18 protein-coding genes and 1 pseudogene are annotated in these 19,120 nt (G+C 41.1%); 17 read left to right on the forward strand and 2 right to left on the reverse strand.

Features of this window, described 5'->3' with window-relative positions; translation table 11 throughout:
* Positions 1-92: 92 nt before the first annotated feature.
* The gene (locus CLHUN_RS14715; protein WP_080065393.1) at positions 93-1,109 is read right to left on the reverse strand and encodes a hypothetical protein; all 1,017 of its coding nucleotides are present in this window, start codon (positions 1,107-1,109) and stop codon (positions 93-95) included.
* A gap of 311 nt (positions 1,110-1,420) precedes the next feature.
* Here CLHUN_RS14715 and CLHUN_RS14720 point away from each other — a divergent pair, with 311 nt between their 5' ends.
* From CLHUN_RS14720 to CLHUN_RS14800, 17 genes and pseudogenes are all read left to right on the forward strand, one after another.
* Positions 1,421-2,680, forward strand: coding sequence for a competence/damage-inducible protein A (locus CLHUN_RS14720; RefSeq protein WP_080065394.1), 1,260 nt, complete (start codon positions 1,421-1,423; stop codon positions 2,678-2,680).
* A gap of 77 nt (positions 2,681-2,757) precedes the next feature.
* Complete coding sequence (gene murJ / locus CLHUN_RS14725) at positions 2,758-4,344, forward strand: murein biosynthesis integral membrane protein MurJ (RefSeq protein WP_080065395.1); 1,587 nt, start codon at positions 2,758-2,760, stop codon at positions 4,342-4,344.
* 79 nt (positions 4,345-4,423) lie between these two features.
* On the forward strand, positions 4,424-5,458 hold the full coding sequence (gene recA, locus CLHUN_RS14730; protein ID WP_080065396.1) for a recombinase RecA: 1,035 nt from the start codon (positions 4,424-4,426) through the stop codon (positions 5,456-5,458).
* Positions 5,459-5,765: 307 nt separating this feature from the next.
* Positions 5,766-6,386 (forward strand): regulatory protein RecX, encoded by a 621-nt coding sequence (locus tag CLHUN_RS14735; RefSeq protein ID WP_080065397.1) that lies wholly within the window; start codon positions 5,766-5,768, stop codon positions 6,384-6,386.
* Between the two features lie 210 nt (positions 6,387-6,596).
* Entirely contained in the window at positions 6,597-7,103 is a 507-nt protein-coding gene (locus CLHUN_RS14740) for a PaaI family thioesterase (protein ID WP_080065398.1), read from the forward strand.
* Between the two features lie 485 nt (positions 7,104-7,588).
* Positions 7,589-8,867 (forward strand): annotated as a pseudogene (gene rimO, locus CLHUN_RS14745) (30S ribosomal protein S12 methylthiotransferase RimO).
* Positions 8,851-9,471 (forward strand): CDP-diacylglycerol--glycerol-3-phosphate 3-phosphatidyltransferase, encoded by a 621-nt coding sequence (gene pgsA, locus CLHUN_RS14750; protein ID WP_080065399.1) that lies wholly within the window; start codon positions 8,851-8,853, stop codon positions 9,469-9,471. The pseudogene rimO and the gene pgsA overlap by 17 nt, the downstream one beginning before the upstream one ends.
* Positions 9,472-9,808: 337 nt before the next feature.
* Positions 9,809-10,372 (forward strand): transcription factor FapR, encoded by a 564-nt coding sequence (gene fapR, locus CLHUN_RS14755; protein ID WP_080065400.1) that lies wholly within the window; start codon positions 9,809-9,811, stop codon positions 10,370-10,372.
* Between the two features lie 79 nt (positions 10,373-10,451).
* A complete protein-coding gene (gene plsX / locus CLHUN_RS14760; protein WP_080065401.1) occupies positions 10,452-11,480 on the forward strand; it encodes a phosphate acyltransferase PlsX in 1,029 nt (342 codons plus the stop codon).
* The gene (locus CLHUN_RS14765) at positions 11,461-12,462 is read left to right on the forward strand and encodes a beta-ketoacyl-ACP synthase III (protein WP_080065402.1); all 1,002 of its coding nucleotides are present in this window, start codon (positions 11,461-11,463) and stop codon (positions 12,460-12,462) included. Before plsX ends, CLHUN_RS14765 begins: the two co-directional genes overlap by 20 nt.
* 49 nt (positions 12,463-12,511) lie before the next feature.
* A complete protein-coding gene (gene fabD, locus CLHUN_RS14770) occupies positions 12,512-13,447 on the forward strand; it encodes an ACP S-malonyltransferase (RefSeq protein WP_080065403.1) in 936 nt (311 codons plus the stop codon).
* Between the two features lie 73 nt (positions 13,448-13,520).
* Positions 13,521-14,258, forward strand: coding sequence for a 3-oxoacyl-[acyl-carrier-protein] reductase (fabG, locus tag CLHUN_RS14775; protein WP_080065404.1), 738 nt, complete (start codon positions 13,521-13,523; stop codon positions 14,256-14,258).
* A 145-nt stretch (positions 14,259-14,403) separates the two neighbouring features.
* Positions 14,404-14,631 (forward strand): acyl carrier protein, encoded by a 228-nt coding sequence (gene acpP, locus CLHUN_RS14780; RefSeq protein ID WP_080065405.1) that lies wholly within the window; start codon positions 14,404-14,406, stop codon positions 14,629-14,631.
* Positions 14,632-14,809: 178 nt separating this feature from the next.
* Positions 14,810-16,045 carry a beta-ketoacyl-ACP synthase II gene (fabF, locus tag CLHUN_RS14785; RefSeq protein WP_080065406.1) on the forward strand — a complete coding sequence of 412 codons (1,236 nt, stop codon included), beginning with the start codon at positions 14,810-14,812 and terminating at the stop codon, positions 16,043-16,045.
* Positions 16,046-16,188: 143 nt separating this feature from the next.
* On the forward strand, positions 16,189-16,920 hold the full coding sequence (gene rnc, locus CLHUN_RS14790; protein WP_080065407.1) for a ribonuclease III: 732 nt from the start codon (positions 16,189-16,191) through the stop codon (positions 16,918-16,920).
* Between the two features lie 6 nt (positions 16,921-16,926).
* Positions 16,927-17,943, forward strand: a complete 1,017-nt coding sequence (locus tag CLHUN_RS14795; protein WP_479692031.1) for an elongator complex protein 3 — start codon at positions 16,927-16,929, stop codon at positions 17,941-17,943.
* A gap of 138 nt (positions 17,944-18,081) precedes the next feature.
* Entirely contained in the window at positions 18,082-18,342 is a 261-nt protein-coding gene (locus tag CLHUN_RS14800; protein WP_004620400.1) for a stage V sporulation protein S, read from the forward strand.
* A gap of 110 nt (positions 18,343-18,452) precedes the next feature.
* On the opposite strand, the gene CLHUN_RS14805 is transcribed toward CLHUN_RS14800, so the two are convergent.
* On the reverse strand, positions 18,453-19,100 hold the full coding sequence (locus tag CLHUN_RS14805) for a superoxide dismutase (RefSeq protein ID WP_080065408.1): 648 nt from the start codon (positions 19,098-19,100) through the stop codon (positions 18,453-18,455).
* Between the last annotated feature and the right edge of the window lie 20 nt (positions 19,101-19,120).

Consider the following 19,120-nt stretch of genomic DNA (forward strand, 5'->3'; position numbering starts at 1 on the left):
AAAAAACAGCAAAATAACTTGAAATATGTGGATAATATGTTATAATTATTGATGCATATGATTTTCATTCGGAGTGTCCCAAAGATTGCCAGCTAAAGATATGAATTAATCAGTAAACATCTGAATGTTAAATCATTTTCTATTTTATCCGAAGACTTCCAATTATCTTCAAGTGCTAAACCTATATATTGAGTCCACTTTGTAAAATAGTAATGATGTAACTTCTTAATAAACACACCATCGTTTTCCTTCAATAAATTATTGACATAATCAATCTGTCTTTTTATGGAACTTATTCTTGCTGCTATACCGAGCTTTGCGATTAGCTCTGTCCGATGAAACCAAAGCATCCATTCTTTTGCATTAAGACTGTTCATATTATCATTAAAATTATTCATAAATGCAGAAGCAGGTGAAATAATCTGGTGATTATAAAGTAATTTAACATTGGGGATGGGTGATAAGTCAGTAAGCTTTGAAATAGCTTTCTCCATCATTTCCTGGTTTTTAGTATTTTTCCAGCTATCCGTATTTGCAAGCAATCTCAAATGATATATACATGGCCACATTACACCACTTTTAAATACCAGTTTATCTTTGTATTCATAATATATATCTGCAATACTCTCAACACCGCATACATATCTAAATACATCAAGTGATTCATTAATCTGTTCTTTGACAAAATCATAATTCTCATTTCCTGTGTAAGCGAAAACACATGCCTTTATTAATTTAGAACCACCGATATGTAAGCTGTCCAATGGTTTTCCGACTCTATACATGCTGCCTTCATCAAATTTATCACCTCTGGCAATAATCGCATTTAAAGCATTTTGAATAATAGGATGACCTGGTTCAACTCCCTTTTCCATAAGATATCTTATGCTGCATTCAGGTTCATCAACGCCGTGAAACAAGCCTCCAAGCCAGCCATCCTGATTTTTAAGTGAAAATATACTCAAAATTTCTGACTCGTTAAGGATTTCAGATTGTAATGCCTGCATATCAGGCTTTGTAATATCTTCATGAAATATTTCTTTTCTGATTCGATAAGAAATGGAGGGGCAAGCCCTTTCTGAAATATGTGAAGCTGCCTGTTTATTCATGATGTACCTCTCAAACTAAAAATAAATTAATCCTTCACAATATCCTACTATTCTGCAACAATAATATCAAAGATTTTCCATACAATCAATTGGGACGGGGGATACAAATTGACTTTTATACAAGGCTCCTCAAATATTTGGATATCTGTCACTTGTAATTCCAGGGTTAAGTTAACTTTAAAATCTTTTATATATTAGCTTACTTTTTCCTTTCAGGTTGGTATAATATTAAGGAACTGATCAGAGCAGTTTTAAGCACATAATTACTTGCTGCATGAAAAATCGGATCAGGGTGAAAGGATGACGATATTTTGAAAGCGGAAATATTAGCTGTGGGAACTGAACTGCTCATGGGGCAGATTGTAAATACCAATGCTCAGTATTTGTCCTCAAGGCTTCCCCAGGTGGACGTGGGCGTGTATTATCACAGTGTTGTGGGAGACAATCCTGAGAGACTGAAGGAAAGCCTTGAACTGGCACTGGGCAGATGTGATGTTGTAATTACAACAGGAGGTCTTGGACCGACTCAGGATGATCTCACAAAAGAGACCATATCGCAGGTGTGCGGAAGAAAGCTTGTGCTTCACACTGAAAGCCTGGAAGCTATGAAGGGTTTTTTTGGCAAACTTGGCCGGGAAATGACACAAAACAATGCAAAGCAGGCATATATGCCTGAAAACAGCATCATACTTAAAAATAATAACGGAACAGCACCGGGATGTATTATAGAACAGGGAGAAAAGATTATTATCATGCTGCCGGGCCCTCCGTCGGAAATGAAGCCCATGTTTGAGGACTTTGTTTATCCTTATTTTGAAAAGAGGAGCAGTTACACAATAGAGTCAAGATATCTCAGGGTGTTTGGCATCGGGGAGTCCGCCCTGGAGACAAAAATCCTTGATTTGATTGACCGGCAGACAAACCCGACTATTGCCACCTATGCAAAGGAAGGCGAGGTAACCATAAGGGTTTCTGCAAGAACCGCTAAGGGACAGGACCCGCAGGTGCTTTTGCAGCCGGTTGTGGAAGAGATTGGCAGGAGAATAGGAAACTGCCTGTATTCCCAGGAGAATCTCACCCTGGATCAGGTAGCTGCAAGACTTCTGCTTGAAAACAATATTACCCTTGCTGCGGCAGAGTCCTGTACCGGGGGGCTAATCTCACAGATGCTCACTGATATTCCGGGAATATCGGCAGTTTTTATGGGTGGAGCGGTAACCTATTCCAATGATGCAAAGGAAGAGTATCTCGGAGTAAGACATGAAACCCTGCTGAAATATGGTGCCGTAAGCAGGCAAACAGCAGGTGAAATGGCGGAGGGTGTGCGAAGCAGGCTAAAGACGGATATGGGAGTTTCAGTAACCGGAATAGCCGGCCCCGGGGGAGGAACGGCTGAAAAACCGGTTGGCCTTGTATATATCGGGCTGTCCTCTGAGAAAGGCACCTTTACCAAGGAACTCAGATTGTTCGGCAACAGAAGCAGGATCAGAACGGTAACCGCCCTCAATGTATTTGATATGATAAGGCGGCATGTTTCAGGTATTGAGTTGGATGCGTCACTTGAGGGCTAGGCTTTATATCATATTGCAATTATTTTCTCAGCTAGCACAACATTCGAATAGGGTGCATAAATTTGGAGGAGGTTATTTTGAACTCAAACAATAAAAAAATTACCGGCGCTGCCATTATAGTCATGTCCTCTCTGGTTGTCAGCCGGATTACAGGCTATATCAGAACCATACTGATAAACAATTTGCTTACTGCCTCCCAGTCGGATTCATTGCTGGCGGCTTTCAGAACCACAGACCTTATGTACAACCTGCTTATTGGCGGTGCCATATCGGCGGCCCTTATTCCGGTCTTGTCAGGCTATCTGGCCAGAGGAGAGGAAGAGGACGGCTGGAAAGCGGTGGGAACCTTTATCAATGTTATTTTTCTCAGTATGCTGGCGGTCTGCACTCTTGGAGTGATTTTTGCTCCCTGGGTGGTTTCCATGACTGCTTCGGGGCTGGAAGGAGAAGTCAGGGAGACAACTATTTATCTCACAAGAATACTGTTTCCGTCTGTAGGCTTTATGATGCTTGCCGGAATGACCAACGGAGTTCTGAATTCCTATCAGAGGTTTGCTGCGGCAGCCTACGGTCCTTCTCTGTACAATCTGGGAACAGCTCTGAGCATATTGATACTCAGCCGTTTCGGTGTCAGGTTTGTGGCCTTTGGAGTACTTGCCAGCGCCGTGATGTATTTTATAATTCAGATATCCTTTGCATTACCGAATTTCAAGTATTACAAGCCCGGATTGCTGCTGGGGCATTCCGGCTTCCGGAAACTGTTCGGACTTGCCATACCATCCCTGGCAGCTTCAGCCGTGGTTCAGATAAACATACTCATATCCCTTAACTTTATTTCCCTGTTCAGGCATGAAGGGAGCATTACCGCATATTATAATGCAAATGATATATGGCAGCTCCCTTACGGAATCTTTGCTATGGGCCTGGGAACCGCACTGCTGCCCACCCTGTCTGAGAAATTGGCCCTGCGGCAGGTGGATGAATTCAAGAATATCCTCAACGGCGCCTTTAAAACCATTCTCTACCTGATAATACCTTCTGCCATGGCTTTTGCAGTCATTCCAAAACCCGTTATCAGTGTGGTCTACAAATGGTCTTCAAACATTGACCAGGAGAGGATAATAACGGCGGGAAGCATTCTCCTGCTTTTTACGGCGGCCATGCTTGCTCAATCCATGCTTGCAATACTTAATAGAGCCTTCTATGCAAATAATGATACCAAAACTCCGTTGTATGCAGGTACTGCTGCCATAATACTCAATTTTATCTTCTGCACGCTGTTTCAGAGGGCCGGTTTCGGACCGGCAGGCATGTCTCTGGCATATTCAATACAAAGCATTGTAAACATGACCGTAATGATGTACATATTGTCAAAAAGAATGCACGGAATGCATTGGAAAGTATTGCTGAGATACTCTGTAAAGCTGCTGGAGGCAGCGGCGGTTATGGGGCTTGTAATATTCGCATTGAACAGGCTGATACCCGTGGACTTTACACAGACCTATTCCATGCATTCAAAAATCATTGAAATCTCAGTGCTGGCTGTTGAGATAGTGGTGGGTGCGGCGGTTTATTTTGGCTGTACCATGCTTTTAAAGGTTGAAGAAGCCGTGGCCTTTAAGAACAGATATCTGGGACGGCTTGCAGGATTCCTGAAAAAATAATATTTTAGTTGACTTGGAAAGTAGAAATCTATATAATAAAAACAGAACAAGTGTTCTTAAAATTTGAGGAGGTCACCCCATGTTGGAAAAGAAAAAAGCATTGGAAATGGCTCTTGGCCAGATAGAAAAGCAATTTGGCAAAGGTGCCGTTATGAAATTGGGCGAGAATGCGCATATGAATGTAGAAGTTATTCCTACCGGTTCCCTGAGCCTTGATATTGCACTTGGTGTTGGCGGAGTTCCCAGAGGAAGAATAGTTGAGATATATGGACCTGAATCTTCAGGTAAGACAACCGTGGCATTGCATATTATTGCCGAAGCACAAAAAGCAGGCGGGGAGGCGGCGTTTATTGATGCGGAGCATGCCCTTGATCCTGTTTACGCTAAAAAACTTGGGGTTGATATAGACAATTTGATAGTATCCCAGCCTGACACGGGCGAACAGGCGTTGGAAATAACCGAGGCGCTGGTTCGAAGCGGTGCCATAGATGTTATCGTTGTGGACTCTGTTGCAGCACTTGTTCCAAAAGCCGAAATTGACGGCGAAATGGGAGATTCTCATGTGGGGCTTCAGGCTAGACTCATGTCCCAGGCACTCCGCAAGCTTGCAGGTGTTATAAGCAAATCCAGGACAACCACCATATTTATAAATCAGCTTCGTGAAAAGGTAGGCATCATGTTTGGAAATCCGGAAACCACTCCGGGCGGACGGGCTTTGAAGTTTTACTCGTCAGTACGTCTTGATGTCAGAAGAATAGAAGCCATAAAACAATCAAATGAGGTTGTAGGAAACAGGACAAGAGTAAAGGTTGTGAAGAATAAAATAGCGCCTCCTTTCAGAGAAGCAGAATTTGACATAGTTTATGGAGAAGGTATTTCCCGGGAAGGAAGTATTCTTGATATAGCTGTGGGCAGTGATATTGTAAATAAGAGCGGCGCGTGGTTCTCCTACAACGGACAGCGTATCGGTCAGGGAAGGGAAAACGCCAAGCAGTTTCTTAAAGAGAATCCGGCCATGTGTATGGAGATAGAAAAGCTTGTCAGAAATAGTCTGACTATTGCTCCTGCTGCAGTAGAAGCAGTAGAGGCGATTGAAGAAGAAGAGCTGGACTAGTACAACATTCGATAAATAGGGTGCATAAATTTGGAGGAGATTTTTTGTAAATACAAGGCGGAGGAGTGCGGAATAATTGCTTTATTCCAATCAAGAACACTAATGTTGTTCTTTTCGACAACGATGTAGTTCAAAAAAATATACCCAAATTATGTGCCGGGATTTACCAAATCCAAATGTTGTACTATGATAAGTTATTGAGTTGGGTATTTATATAGTGTTAAATCAGAGGGCATACCTGAGCAAAGCCTATAAGCATTTTACTTTGTTCTGAGGTATGCCTTTTCGGAATTTCAGAGGTGTTCTTATGAAAATCATTTCCATTGAAAAAAATCAGAAGGTTTCTTCAGTATGTACTGTATTATTGGATAATAATATTTCCTTCAGCCTCCCCAAAAAAAGGATTGAGTTGTTGGAGCTGAAGGAAGGCAGTTCCCTTTCAGAGGAAACCTTGAATTATATATTGGATACTGAAGTTTATGCTGCAGCAAGAAGTGCAGCAGTGAGCTTTTTGGCCATGAAATTGCGCAGCTCCTGGGAGGTGTCCCAAAGGTTATTTGATATGGGTTATGAGGAGGTTGTTGTTGAGAGGGTTATTGAGAGTCTCAGGGAAATAGGTTATATAGATGATCTTGATTATAGCCGCAAATATATTTCCGAAAAAACAAAGCTGAAACCTAAAGCTTCCAGACTGCTGGCCATGGAGTTAAGCCGCCGGGGAATACCGGAAAATATTATTGAGACTGCCCTTGATGAATGTGCATTGGATGAAAGCCGGTTGGCACTGGAGCTTTTAAGAAAAAGGTACTCCAGATTCACTTACTTTGACGACAAATTGATTCAAAAAATGAAAGCTTTTTTAACCGGCAGGGGATTCAGCTACAGCCAGGTTTCAAAAGCAATCAGCAGCTTTTTACCAGAAGAATGAAAGATATAAAAGGGTAGCATCGGCAATATTCAAACTAATAATTGCAAAATAATGGAAATAATGTTATTATTCGTATAATACATTAATGTGTTGGCAATAAAATTTTAGCTCTAAAAATCAAGGAAAGGAAGACATATTGCTATAAGCAGTATGGAACAGGAAAAATGTAAGCATTAATAAAGAAAGGAATCATGTTGATAGGTAAATTCTATGAAGTATAAGATTTTAAAGAAACAAAAGATTGGAAAGATGTGTGCAGTATGCGGCAGTGAAAATGAATTTGGTTTAAAATCTACTTTTTATGAATTGGATGATGGGCAGGTTCTTGCTTTATGTGTGCCACGACAGGAGCATCAGAGCTATCCCGGCAGAATGCACGGGGGTATAGCCGGGGCATTATTGGATGAAACCATCGGAAGGGCAATATACATAAAAGATAAAAATGCATGGGGTGTTACAATCGAGCTGAAATTGAGATTTCATAAGCCTATTCCTTTGGATGAGGAATTAAGAGCAATGGGACGGATTACAAGAGACACCAGAAGAATCTATGAGGGTGAAGGGGAGATATTCTTAAAGAGCGGAGAGATTGCTGTAAGTGCAACTGCAAAGTATTTTAAAGTTCCGCTGGAAGCAAATGATCATATTGAGGAGCAGCGGAATGAAATATGGGAAACTTCAACATTTGTTAAAGAACCCGTTGAGATTGAGATTTGAAATGAATTTATATTAATAATTGTTTTTAAAAGCCATAAAAAATTAATGAATAAATAAAAACTCCTTTCATACAGCAAAAGTTAAGTTCACTGCTGATAAAGGAGTTTTTATTTTGCTGTATGTTTATTTGGATTTTGTTATGTAAATATAATTAAATTTCTCCCTGGCCATAAAGTCAATTGCTGTTGAAACCTGCGTTCCAGGCGAATAGGTGCTTTCAGGTATTTTATTTAAAGGTTTCAACGGTTTGGGTTTTAAAGAGTCTGTACTTCAGGAGGCTTTAGACCATAACCCTAACTATCGGCTTTCAGCCGATAGTAATTGACTTGACAATTCAAAGATATTATTAAATAATTTTAGCTGTAGATGTAGAAATATTTTTTGTTACAGAAAATCATATAAAAATTTGAGGAGTGTAATAGGTGAATAAAAAAATAGGGATAGTGTCCTTGGGATGCCCGAAAAACCTGGTTGACAGCGAGATAATGCTGGGCATGCTGAAACACGCGGACTATGAAATAGTAAATGAGAAGGAAAATGCCCACGTACTTATTGTAAACACCTGCGGTTTCATAGAGTCGGCCCAGCAGGAGTCCATCAATACCATACTTGAGATGGCGGAAGAAAAGAAGCGCGGCTGTGAAATACTCATAGTCACAGGCTGTATGGCCGAGCGGTACAGAGAAAAGATTCTGGAGATGATACCGGAGGTTGACGCGGTATTGGGAACGGGGAATTATAAAGAAATCTCGGAAGTTATAAACAGGGCCTATGAGGGAGAAAAGATTGTCGCCTATGGAAAATTAAGTGAAACAGATTATCTGGATGAAGAGAGGATAATTGCTTCAAAGAGACATTCTGTTTATCTGAAAATCTCGGAAGGCTGTGATAACCGTTGCACCTACTGTATAATCCCGTATTTGAGAGGTGCTTACAGGAGCAGAAAAATAGAAGCTCTGGTCAGAGAAGCAGCAGTTCTGGCTGAAAATGGAGCCAAGGGAAATAATATTGGTTGCTCAGGATACAACAAGGTATGGCATAGACCTTTATGGCAAAAAAATGCTTCCTGAACTCATAAGAGAGCTGTCCAAAATCAGCGGAATCCAGTGGATAAGACTGCTTTATTGCTATCCGGAAGAAATAGACGATACTTTGATAGCGGAAATTGCTTCAAATCCGAAGGTCTGCAAATATATGGACATACCTGTGCAGCACGCCTCCGACAACATACTGAAGCTGATGGGGAGAAGGGGAACCGGAGAGCATATCAGGGAAGCACTTGCAAAGCTCAGACAAAGGATTGACGGTATTGTAATCAGAACTTCCCTTATTGTAGGTTTCCCGGGTGAGAGTGAGGAGGACTTCAGGCAGTTGACGGATTTTGTCAAGGAGTTCAGGTTTGACAGACTGGGAGTATTCACTTACTCGAAGGAAGAAGGTACTCCGGCAGCAAAAATGAAAAACCAGATAAAAAAGAATATTAAGCTGAAGCGTCAAAAAATAATATTGGAACTTCAGAACGCAGTAAGTTCAGAAATAAATGCCAGCAGAATTGGAAAAGTTTATAAAGCTGTTGTTGACGGGATTGCGGATGATGGTATATTCTATTATGGACGAACATATGCGGAAGCTCCTGAAATCGACGGGACTGTATATTTTACCAGCCCGGAACCATTGGATGCGGGATGCTTTGTCGAGGTAAAAATATTAAATTCAGAAGATTACGATTTGATAGGAGAGGTCTTAAATGAACTTACCGAATAAAATAACAATTTCCAGAATAGCTTTAGTTCCGATATTCATGATTTTTGTAATACCAATACCGGATGCGACGGTAAATCTGCCTATGTTGTCATTTCTCAAGAATGAGATGCTCAGTATCAATAAATTTATCAACAGCTACGGAAATTATGTTGCAGCGGTTCTGTTTATTATTGCTGCCAGCACAGACGGAGTTGACGGTTATATTGCACGAAAGCGCAAGCTTATAACTGCATTTGGCAAGTTTCTTGATCCAATAGCCGACAAACTGCTGATTACAGCAGCACTTATAGCCCTTGTACAGCGGGATGTGGTCACGGGCTGGGCTGCAATGATTATTATATCCAGAGAATTGCTGGTTACAGGTATGAGATTGGTTGCGGCGGGAGAAGGGCAGGTGGTTGCCGCAAACAAGTCGGGTAAGATAAAGATGGTTTGTCAGACAGTGGCGGTTTCAGTGGCACTGCTGAACAACTTCCCCTTTTCCCTGGTAACCGATATAAAAATAGATGCCTATTTAATGCTTATAGCAGTAATAGTGACCATATATTCAGGTATTGATTTCTTCGCAAAAAATATAAAAGTAATAAAGCCTGACGATATGTAAATAGAAATCAACGTCACATAGCCGTAATTATTTTGCGGCTATTCATTTTGTAAAAAAGTATCTTTCGTTTAACACTTGGTTTTAAAGGCACATTATAGTATAAGAAATCTATGCCTTTACTGACTTTTCCCAATTTGCCCACCGGGAAAATTCCCGTCATAAAACTCTGAAAATGTGATTTGCGTAAGATTATAAAGGTTTGAAATATTTAAGCTTAAAGTAATATTATTAGAAAATAGTTGCAATAATAATAAAGTTAATATATAATTTTGTTATCAGCAATTAGTATCTGGTAATAATTATAATAATTAATTATTAATAAGGGGTGAGGTTGTTAGTGAGCAGATCGTCTTCACAAAAACAACAGAGACAGAAAATTCTACTTGAAAAAATCAAGTATGACCCATTTCTTACAGATGAAGAATTAGCTGATTTTTTTAAGGTAAGTGTACCGACAATCAGATTGGACAGACTGGAACTAGGTATTCCTGAACTCAGGGAAAGAATCAAGCATGTTGCAGAATCCAATCAGGAAAAGCTGAAATCCATAGAAGGCAAGGAATTTATCGGTGAGCTGATAGATTTGCAGCTTGGACAGAGTGCCATCTCGCTGATGGAAACCAACAGTTCGATGGCTTTTGAAAAGACGCATATTATAAGAGGACACTATATTTATTCTCTTGCGGAGACACTTGCTATTGCTGTTATTGATGCACAGGTCGCATTGGTTGGAATAGCAAATATAAAGTATAAGATTCCCGTATACTCAGGCGCCAAGCTGGTTGCAAAGGCTGAAGTAAAGGAATCGAAGCGGAACCGGTTTATTGTTTGGGTTAAGATATACGAGAAAAATGTTGAGGTATTCAGAGGTAAGTTTATACTTGTTACAGTTCAAAAGTAATGAAAGAACAACCCAATAGGTCAATCCGTTAGGGATTAAAAAAATACCGGTTGTCTCAATTCTTGGAGGAATTATATTTATGATAAATGTTATTGTGGACGCCATGGGAGGCGACAACGCCCCTGACGCAATTATAGACGGCTGTATCGAGGCGTTGCAGAAACAAGATGATTTTATGGTAACTCTTGTTGGAATAAGTGAAATTATAAAGGAAAAATTAAGTAAAAAGGTATATGACAAAGACAGGATAGAAATTGTAAATGCTACTGAAATAATAACAGGTGAAGATACTCCTACAAAGGCAATCAGAAATAAAAAAGACTCATCAATGGTGGTGGGACTCAAGCTTTTAAAGGAAAAAAAGGGAGACGCCTTCTTGTCTGCTGGTAATACAGGCGCTCTTATGACCGGATCTCTGCTTGTTGCCGGCAGGATGAAGGGTATTGACAGGCCATCAATGCCTGCGCTCGTACCTACTGAAAAAGGCATGTGTCTTATAATAGATGCAGGCATGAATACTGTCTGCAAGCCTCTGAACTACTTACAGTTCGGTATAATGGGCTCCATTTACATGAAACTGCTGTTCAAACTCGACACCCCCAAAGTTGGCTTGGTCAATGTAGGGTCCGAAGACGGGAAGGGTAATGATACTCTTAAGCAGGCTTTTGGACTTATGTCGGAATCAACTGTCAATTTTGTTGGTAATATAGAAGGAAATGATATCACGAGCGGCGATGTCGACGTTGCTGTTTGTGACGGATATGTGGGAAATGTTGCACTGAAGTTGTATGAAGGAGTTGGTTCCTTCTTTTTGAAGGAATTGAAGAAGATATTTACTTCAAATATACTTACGAAAATTTGTTACCTTTTGTTAAAGCCGTTCTTTAAGGATTTCAGAGACAGATTTGATCCTGATGAACTTGCAGGCGCGCCGGTTCTTGGGATAAATGGCCTGGTAATAAAAAGTCATGGGTCTTCAAAAGCCAAAACTATCAGAACAGCTATACTCAAAAGAACAATACCTTTGATAAAAAATGGTATTGTTGATGAAATCAAAGATCAATTCAAAAATATGGAGGTGAAGCCCTCTGAAGACGATATCGACTAAAAGCATTGGAATACTGGGAACCGGAAGTTGTTTACCCGAAAAAGTGCTTTCAAACAGTGATTTGGAGCAAATGGTTGAGACATCTAATGAGTGGATTTTAAAAAGAACTGGAATTTCAGAAAGAAGAATTCTAAGAGACGATGAGCCTGCCTACAAGCTTGGAATAGAGGCGGCAATAAGAGCATTGGATAATGCAAACCTACAGGCCGGAGATATAGATTTGATAATACTGGCCACAGAAACCCCGGATTTCATGACTCCTTCATCGTCCTGCATTGTTCAGGGAGCAATCGGAGCGGTAAATGCAACTGCATTTGATATAAATGCAGCCTGCACAGGATTTATTTACGGTTTGGTTACGGCACAGCAGTTCATTGCAAACGGTATGTTCAAACATGCTTTGATAATCGGCTGTGAAGGACTTTCCAAGATTATTGACTGGAAAGACCGGAATACCTGCGTTCTTTTTGGTGATGGCGCCGGTGCGGTAGTTCTGGGTGAAGTGGAAGAAGGAAGCGGGATATTGAATTCCTTCCTTGGTTCGGATGGAACTGCCGGCATGAATATCACCATACCAAACCTGTATCTTGACATTGCAGAAAAGGAAAAAAGGGTAAACGGCAAGCTTAATTCAATATGGATGGATGGCACGGAAGTTTTCAAATTTGCCGTTAAGGCAATGTCTTCTGCCACAGTAAAGGTGTTGGAAGACTTGGGTATGTCTGTGGAGGATTTGGATTATATTTTCCCTCATCAGGCCAATACACGAATTATTGACGGAGCTATTAAGAAACTTGGCGTTTCCGATGAAAAACTCCACTATATAATTCAAAAGTACGGAAATATTTCCTCGGCATCCATTCCGGTTGCACTTGATGAAGCAAACAGGGCCGGAAAGTTCAAAAAAGGCGACAAAATGGTTCTGGTTGGCTTCGGAGGCGGTTTGACCTGGGGGTCTATAGCTGTTAAGTGGGCAAAATAGTTTGAATTATTAATATTCATTAATAAAAAAATTTGATTGGGAGGTTTGTATGGGCAAATTAGCTTTTATATTTCCCGGACAGGGAGCCCAGTATGTGGGTATGGGAAAAGACATCGCTGCCGAGTATAAGAGTGCTGACGCTATCTATGAAGAAGCTTCTGAAGCATTGGGTTTCGATATAAAGGAAATGATTTTTAACGGTAATGACGAAACCTTGAAAATTACTGAAAATACTCAGCCGACCATAGTTACTACCAGCGTAGCATGCATGCAGCCATTGCTTGAAAAAGGAATCAAGCCTGATTTCGTAGCGGGTTTGAGCCTTGGAGAATACGCTGCACATGTGGCGGCAGGCACTTTTAGCTTTAAGGATGCGGTGGCTCTTGTAAGAAAAAGAGGAAAATTCATGCAGGAGGCAGTTCCTGTTGGAGTGGGTGCAATGTCGGCTATTATAGGCCTTGATAATGAAGCTGTTATAGAAAGCTGCAAGGAGGCATCCTCTCTGGGAGTGTGTGCACCTGCAAACTTCAACTGCCCGGGTCAGCTTGCAATTGCCGGTGATGTTGCAGCAGTTGAAAAAGCAAATGAAATCTGCAAGGCAAAAGGTGCAAAGAGAGCAATGATGTTAGCTGTAAGCGCGCCCTTCCATTGCAGTCTGTTAAAGCCTGCAGGTGAAAAGCTGGCTGAAGAGCTTGATAAAGTGACTGTAAATGATATTAAAATACCGGTGGTTGTTAATGTTACAGCAGAATCCGTAACAGCCAAGGAACAGGTAAAGGCTACATTGGTTGACCAGGTCAGCAACTCGGTATTGTGGGAGAACTGTGTAAAGACCATGTTGGAGCAGGGTGTGGACACATTTGTAGAAATTGGACCGGGCAAGGTTCTCAGCGGCTTTGTAAAAAAAATAAACAAGGACGTTAGGGTGCTTAATGTAGAAAACCTCGACAGCCTCAATGCAACCCTGGAGGAATTAACCAGGTAATTTTACGAAAGACTTTACCGGATGACAAATCCCACAGGCTTTAAAAATTATCAGGTGTGGAGGTGTTTGAATTATGAGGTTTGACGGAAAGACTGCCATTGTAACAGGTTCCTCCAGAGGGCTTGGAAAGGCCATAGCGGAGAAGCTTGGGATTTTGGGAGCAAATGTAGTACTCACAGGAACCTCGGAGACGGTTTTTAATACTGCTGCCGAACTTGAAGCAAAGGGAATAAAGGCTGCTGCAATTGTCGGGGATGTGAGGAATGCAGAGGATGTTAAGAATATGATTTTAAAAGCAGTAGATACCTTTGGAGGCGTTGATATTTTAATAAACAATGCCGGTATAACCAAGGATAAGCCAATGGCGATGATGTCTGAGGACGATTGGGACACCGTTCTGGACATTAATCTTAAGGGCTGTTTTCTTTGCACCAAGGCTGCTGCAAAATTAATGATAAAAAAGAGGTACGGCAGAATAATTAATGTTTCTTCTGTTGCCGGCGCTTACGGAAATCCGGGGCAGGCAAATTACTCGGCGTCAAAGGGCGGTATGATAGGCTTGACCAAGACCACCGCAAAGGAACTGGCGCCCAGAGGAATTACCTGCAATGCTGTTACACCCGGTCTTATTGAAAGCGACATGACGGAAATATTGCCTGAGGATTTGAAGCAGAAATATCTTGAAAAAATTGCACTCGGAAGGTTTGGGACACCGGAAGATGTGGCAAATGTTGTAGCTTTTCTGGCTTCGGACGAGGCAGGGTATATCACCGGACAGGTAATAGATATTGACGGTGGGCTAGTTATGTAATAATATTAGCATGTGTCTGCTTGTTAAAATTAAGCAAACTGGCTAAATTTTATTTGAATTGCGTACTATATAAGCACATATGTGCTTCGGTGCATATACAGATAGTAGCAATTTATAAAACCATCCTTTGGAAGGAGGTGAATATATGGTTTTCGATAAAGTTAAGAAGTTAATTGTTGAACAGTTGGGCGTTGAAGAAGACGATATAGCAATGGAATCTTCTTTCATAGATGATCTCGGCGCTGACTCTCTTGATATAGTTGAGTTGATAATGGCTTTAGAAGAAGAGTTCAACCTTGAGATTCCAGACAATGAAGCTGAGAAAATCACTACAGTTGGTGATGCTGTTGAATACATTCAAAAGAATACTTAAAAAAAAGTCCCAAATGCGGGACTTTTTTTAGTATTATGCAGCTTAAGGTTAACACGGTTCAAAATACATCAAATAAAATTCCTTAGAGACTTTTTTTGAACAAATAGTCCGTTGTTCATACGGCATTTATATAGATCCAAAATAAAAATTATTAAAGTAAATATATGGAGGTTAAGTTATGAGCAGACGTGTAGTTATTACAGGTGCTGGTGTTGTTTCTTCTTTAGGTATGGGAGCTGAACAATTCTGGGGTGCTGTTAAAGAAGGAAAAAACGGAATAAGCGAAGTAACCAGAATTGATGTTTCAAACCTTTCAACAAAGGTAGCGGCTGAAATAAAAGACTTTGATGCTTCTCAATATATTGATAAAAAGGAAGCAAGAAGAATGGACAGATACAACCAGTTTGCCATGGTTGCGGCCAAAATGGCTGTTGAGAATTCAAAACTTGATCTGGAGAGCCTTGACCTGGACAAATGCGGCGTAATAGTAGGTTCAGGCGTTGGTGGACTTGAAACTCTTGAAGAACAGCACGATGTAATGAGGAACAAGGGTGTCGGAAGAGTGAGCCCCTTCTTCATACCAATGATGATTTCAAACATGGCAGCAGGCAGAATAGCCATAGAATATGGTTTCAGAGGCTTTAACGAGTGTGTGGTAACAGCCTGTGCAACAGGAAACAATGCCATAGGTGATGCCTTCAAGGTTATTGAGCGCGGAGATGCGGATGTAATGATTACAGGCGGAGCAGAGGCTTGTATTACAATCATGAGCTTTGCTGGTTTCTGTTCAATGGGAGCCATGACAAAAAATCCTGATCCCAACACCGCCTGCAGACCTTTCGATAAGGACAGGGACGGTTTTATACCCGGAGAAGGTGCTGCAATTCTTATAATTGAAGAATTGGAACATGCTATTAAGAGAGGTGCCGATATAATTGCAGAGGTAGTCGGTTACGGCTGTACCTGTGATGCATATCATATTACTGCTCCGCATCCGGAAGGAGACGGCGGAGTAAGAAGCATGAACATGGCTATCAACGATGCCGGAATAAAGCCTGAGCAGGTTGGATATATCAATGCTCACGGTACTTCAACACCTTTGAATGATCCTACAGAAGTAAATATAGTTAAAAGGGTTTTTGGAGACCATGCAAAAAATCTGGCAATGAGTTCAACCAAGTCCATGACCGGTCACTTGCTTGGAGCTGCCGGGGCTATTGAAGCTATTGCAACTGCAATGGCTCTCAAGGAAGGCTTCCTGCCACCTACAATAAACGTGCAGAACCAGGACCCTGAATGTGACATTGACTGCGTGCCAAACGTGGGAAGAAAAGCCGACATCAAGTATGCATTGTCAAATTCACTTGGTTTTGGCGGTCACAATGCAACTCTGTGTCTGAAAAAATATGAATAATATCCTAAAATAAATAATATTGATGATTTTCATATAAAAGTATAAAATAAAGGATGGGATATTTCCCACCTTTATTTTTTATTGTCTTTACAAAAATATTTCTGCATGGAAAGACAATGCGGTGATCGTAGTCGGAGGATATAATGAGCAGCGATACTAATAACGAGACAAGCAATATTCCAGCCCTTGAACAGCGGATAAATTATGTATTCAAGGATAAAGGAACAGTATTAACAGCCATTACCCACAGTTCGTATGCAAATGAGAAAAAAGCCAGGAAGCTTAAATATAATGAACGAATTGAATTTCTGGGAGACTCTGTATTGAGCCTGACAATAAGTGAGCATCTGTACAAAAGATATCCTGATTTGCCTGAGGGAGAATTGACTGTTACCAGAGCCAAGATTGTCTGTGAAAATTCTCTTTCAAGGTGTGCGGCGGATATAGGTTTGGGGGAGCTGCTGCTCCTTGGAAAAGGCGAAGAGCTTTCAGGAGGGCGCAGCAAGAGTTCCATCCTCTCAGATGCCTATGAGGCCCTTATCGGAGCTATTTATATGGATGGAGGCTTTGAAACGGCAAAGGCATTTATTCTCAAGCACATGGAGGATATCATCAAAAACAGCATGCAGGGAAAGCTGTTCTATGACTACAAGACACAGCTCCAGGAAAAAATACAGCAAAAAGGTGATCAGCAGATAACCTATTCTGTTATTGACGAAAAAGGACCTGACCACAATAAGACTTTTGTAACCCAAATAAAAATAAACGATGTTATCTGCGGGCAGGGGAGCGGCCGTTCAAAGAAGGAGTCTGAACAAAACGCGGCCAGAGATGCTCTGGACAAGCTTTCGGAGCAAGCTGCAGGCCAGGTCTGATAAGGAGTGTTAAAAATTAAAAGGCATATTGTAATACCTGTATTTGTTCCGCACAAGGGCTGTCCTTTTGATTGCATCTACTGCAACCAGAAAACCATAAGCGGCCAGAGCGGTGAAACAAGTGAAGCAGAAATAAGAAAAACAATAGAAGAGCATCTGAATACCGTAGGTGATGCTTTTGTAGAAATCGGTTTTTATGGCGGCAGTTTTACAGGTATATCACAGGAAGAGCAGAAATGGTATCTTGAAATAGGCTGCAGCTATATAAAAGCGGGAAGGGTCAAACAGCTAAGACTTTCAACAAGGCCTGACTATATAAATACCGGCATATTGGATTTTCTTTCAGCCTATCAGGTCAGGACAATAGAGCTTGGGGCCCAAAGCCTTGATGAACAGGTTCTCAACAACAGTAACAGGGGTCACAATATTGATGCCGTAGTGCAGGCTTCAAGGCTTATAAAGGACAGGGGCTTTTCACTGGGGATACAGACCATGCTGGGATTGCCGGGGGATACAAGGCAAAAGGCACTGGAAACTGCTGAAAAGGTAGTAAAAATAGCTCCGGAAATTGTCAGAATATATCCTACGCTGGTTATCAGGGATACTTTTTTGGAAAAACTGTATCTGGCAGGGAAATATACTCCCCTCGGACTGGAAGAGGCAGTTGATATTTCTGCAGAGCTGCTGGAAATGTATGAACAGAACAATATTAATGTGGTCAGGATCGGACTTCAGCCTACAGAAAGTATAAGCCGGGAGGGGGAAGTTATTGCAGGGCCCTTTCATCCGGCCTTCAGGCAATTGGTCCAGTCCAGGCTGATGCGAAACAGACTTGAACAGTTTTTCAGAGAAAAAAATTTGTCCGATCTTAAAGAGGTCGTAATCCAGTGCAAGTCAAAAAATATATCAAATATTATAGGACAAAAGAGAGAAAACCTGCAAAAATTAATGACGGATTTCAACATAAGTAGCATAAAAGTTATAGTTAATGATAATATTAATGAATTTAATGTGAAATATTGACAATTTTGGGCGGTAATGTTTATCTAAAATTCCAAATGTAAAAAGAAGGAATTTGCAGTAATATATAGAATAGTAATATATAGATAGAAAATTTATTTTTTGTTTTTTAATTAAAGCATTTTTTAGGAGGATGTATTTATGGAAGTTCTAAAAGTTTCAGCTAATTCGCAGCCCAAATCTGTTGCTGGAGCATTGGCCGCAGTATTGCGCGACAATAATTATGCCGAAATCCAGGCAGTTGGTGCCGGTGCAGTAAACCAGGCAGTCAAGGCCATAGCCATCACACGGGGTTTTGTTGCTCCTAATGGAATCGATCTTGTTGCAGTTCCAGCTTTTGCTGAAGTGAACATTGATGGGGAAGAGAGAACAGCCATTAAGTTTTATATTCAACCTCGTTAATTTGAGACATAATAATTATACACAAAGCATGGGCCCGCTGTATTAGCGGGCCTGATTATTTTTTTCCGGTGCTGATGCGGAATAAATCCGGCACTAGTCCAAGGGTAAAATTACCCCATTGTAAGCACCACCTGGCCATTCATAGCCATAGTGAGCCTTCTTTCCACCTCATACCAGTTTATTAAGTCCCACCACGCATCAATATATTTTCTTCTGTTGTTCTGATAGTCGAGATAATAGGCGTGCTCCCAGGTGTCACACACCAGTATGGGAATTCCGCTCCATTGTGTAAGGTTCTGATGCTTCTCAGCCTGCAATATTTCCAGCCGGTTCCAGGATGGCTGCCAGGTCAATATTCCCCAGCCAGAACCTTCGACTTTTTCTGCCGCTGACTTAAATTGCTCCTTAAACCAATTAAAATCACCAAAATATTCCAAGATGTGATAGAGCAGGTTGTTTCCCGGACTTCCGCCCATACCCGGCGGAGCCATGACAGTCCAGAAAATGCTGTGCAGGATATGTCCTGAGCCATTGAAGGCCAACTCATTTTCCCAATACTTTATATACTCATAATTATTGCTTTTTCTTACCTGTTCAAGATTCACTTCTGCCTTATTCAAGCCATCTACATAGGCTTTATGGTGCTTATCGTGATGAATGGTTAAGGCCTCCCGGCTGATAACAGGTTCAAGTGCACTGTAGGTATAGGGAAGGGGCGGCAGTTTGTGCCGTCCGGCAGGAACCATGTTTGCTTGCATACGTTCTCCCGTCCTTTGCT

The organism is Ruminiclostridium hungatei, from assembly GCF_002051585.1.
GTDB lineage: Bacteria > Bacillota > Clostridia > Acetivibrionales > DSM-1351 > Ruminiclostridium > Ruminiclostridium hungatei.

Bases quoted from the DNA above. Each gene is read 5' to 3' on its own strand.
- CLHUN_RS14715 (WP_080065393.1), bottom strand. From the start codon at position 1,109: ATGAATAAACAGGCAGCTTCACATATTTCAGAAAGGGCTTGCCCCTCC.
- recA (WP_080065396.1), top strand. From the start codon at position 4,424: ATGTTGGAAAAGAAAAAAGCATTGGAAATGGCTCTTGGCCAGATAGAA.
- CLHUN_RS14735 (WP_080065397.1), top strand. From the start codon at position 5,766: ATGAAAATCATTTCCATTGAAAAAAATCAGAAGGTTTCTTCAGTATGT.
- CLHUN_RS14740 (WP_080065398.1), top strand. From the start codon at position 6,597: ATGAAGTATAAGATTTTAAAGAAACAAAAGATTGGAAAGATGTGTGCA.
- pgsA (WP_080065399.1), top strand. From the start codon at position 8,851: ATGAACTTACCGAATAAAATAACAATTTCCAGAATAGCTTTAGTTCCG.
- plsX (WP_080065401.1), top strand. From the start codon at position 10,452: ATGATAAATGTTATTGTGGACGCCATGGGAGGCGACAACGCCCCTGAC.
- fabD (WP_080065403.1), top strand. From the start codon at position 12,512: ATGGGCAAATTAGCTTTTATATTTCCCGGACAGGGAGCCCAGTATGTG.
- fabG (WP_080065404.1), top strand. From the start codon at position 13,521: ATGAGGTTTGACGGAAAGACTGCCATTGTAACAGGTTCCTCCAGAGGG.
- acpP (WP_080065405.1), top strand. From the start codon at position 14,404: ATGGTTTTCGATAAAGTTAAGAAGTTAATTGTTGAACAGTTGGGCGTT.
- fabF (WP_080065406.1), top strand. From the start codon at position 14,810: ATGAGCAGACGTGTAGTTATTACAGGTGCTGGTGTTGTTTCTTCTTTA.
- rnc (WP_080065407.1), top strand. From the start codon at position 16,189: ATGAGCAGCGATACTAATAACGAGACAAGCAATATTCCAGCCCTTGAA.
- CLHUN_RS14800 (WP_004620400.1), top strand. From the start codon at position 18,082: ATGGAAGTTCTAAAAGTTTCAGCTAATTCGCAGCCCAAATCTGTTGCT.
- CLHUN_RS14805 (WP_080065408.1), bottom strand. From the start codon at position 19,100: ATGCAAGCAAACATGGTTCCTGCCGGACGGCACAAACTGCCGCCCCTT.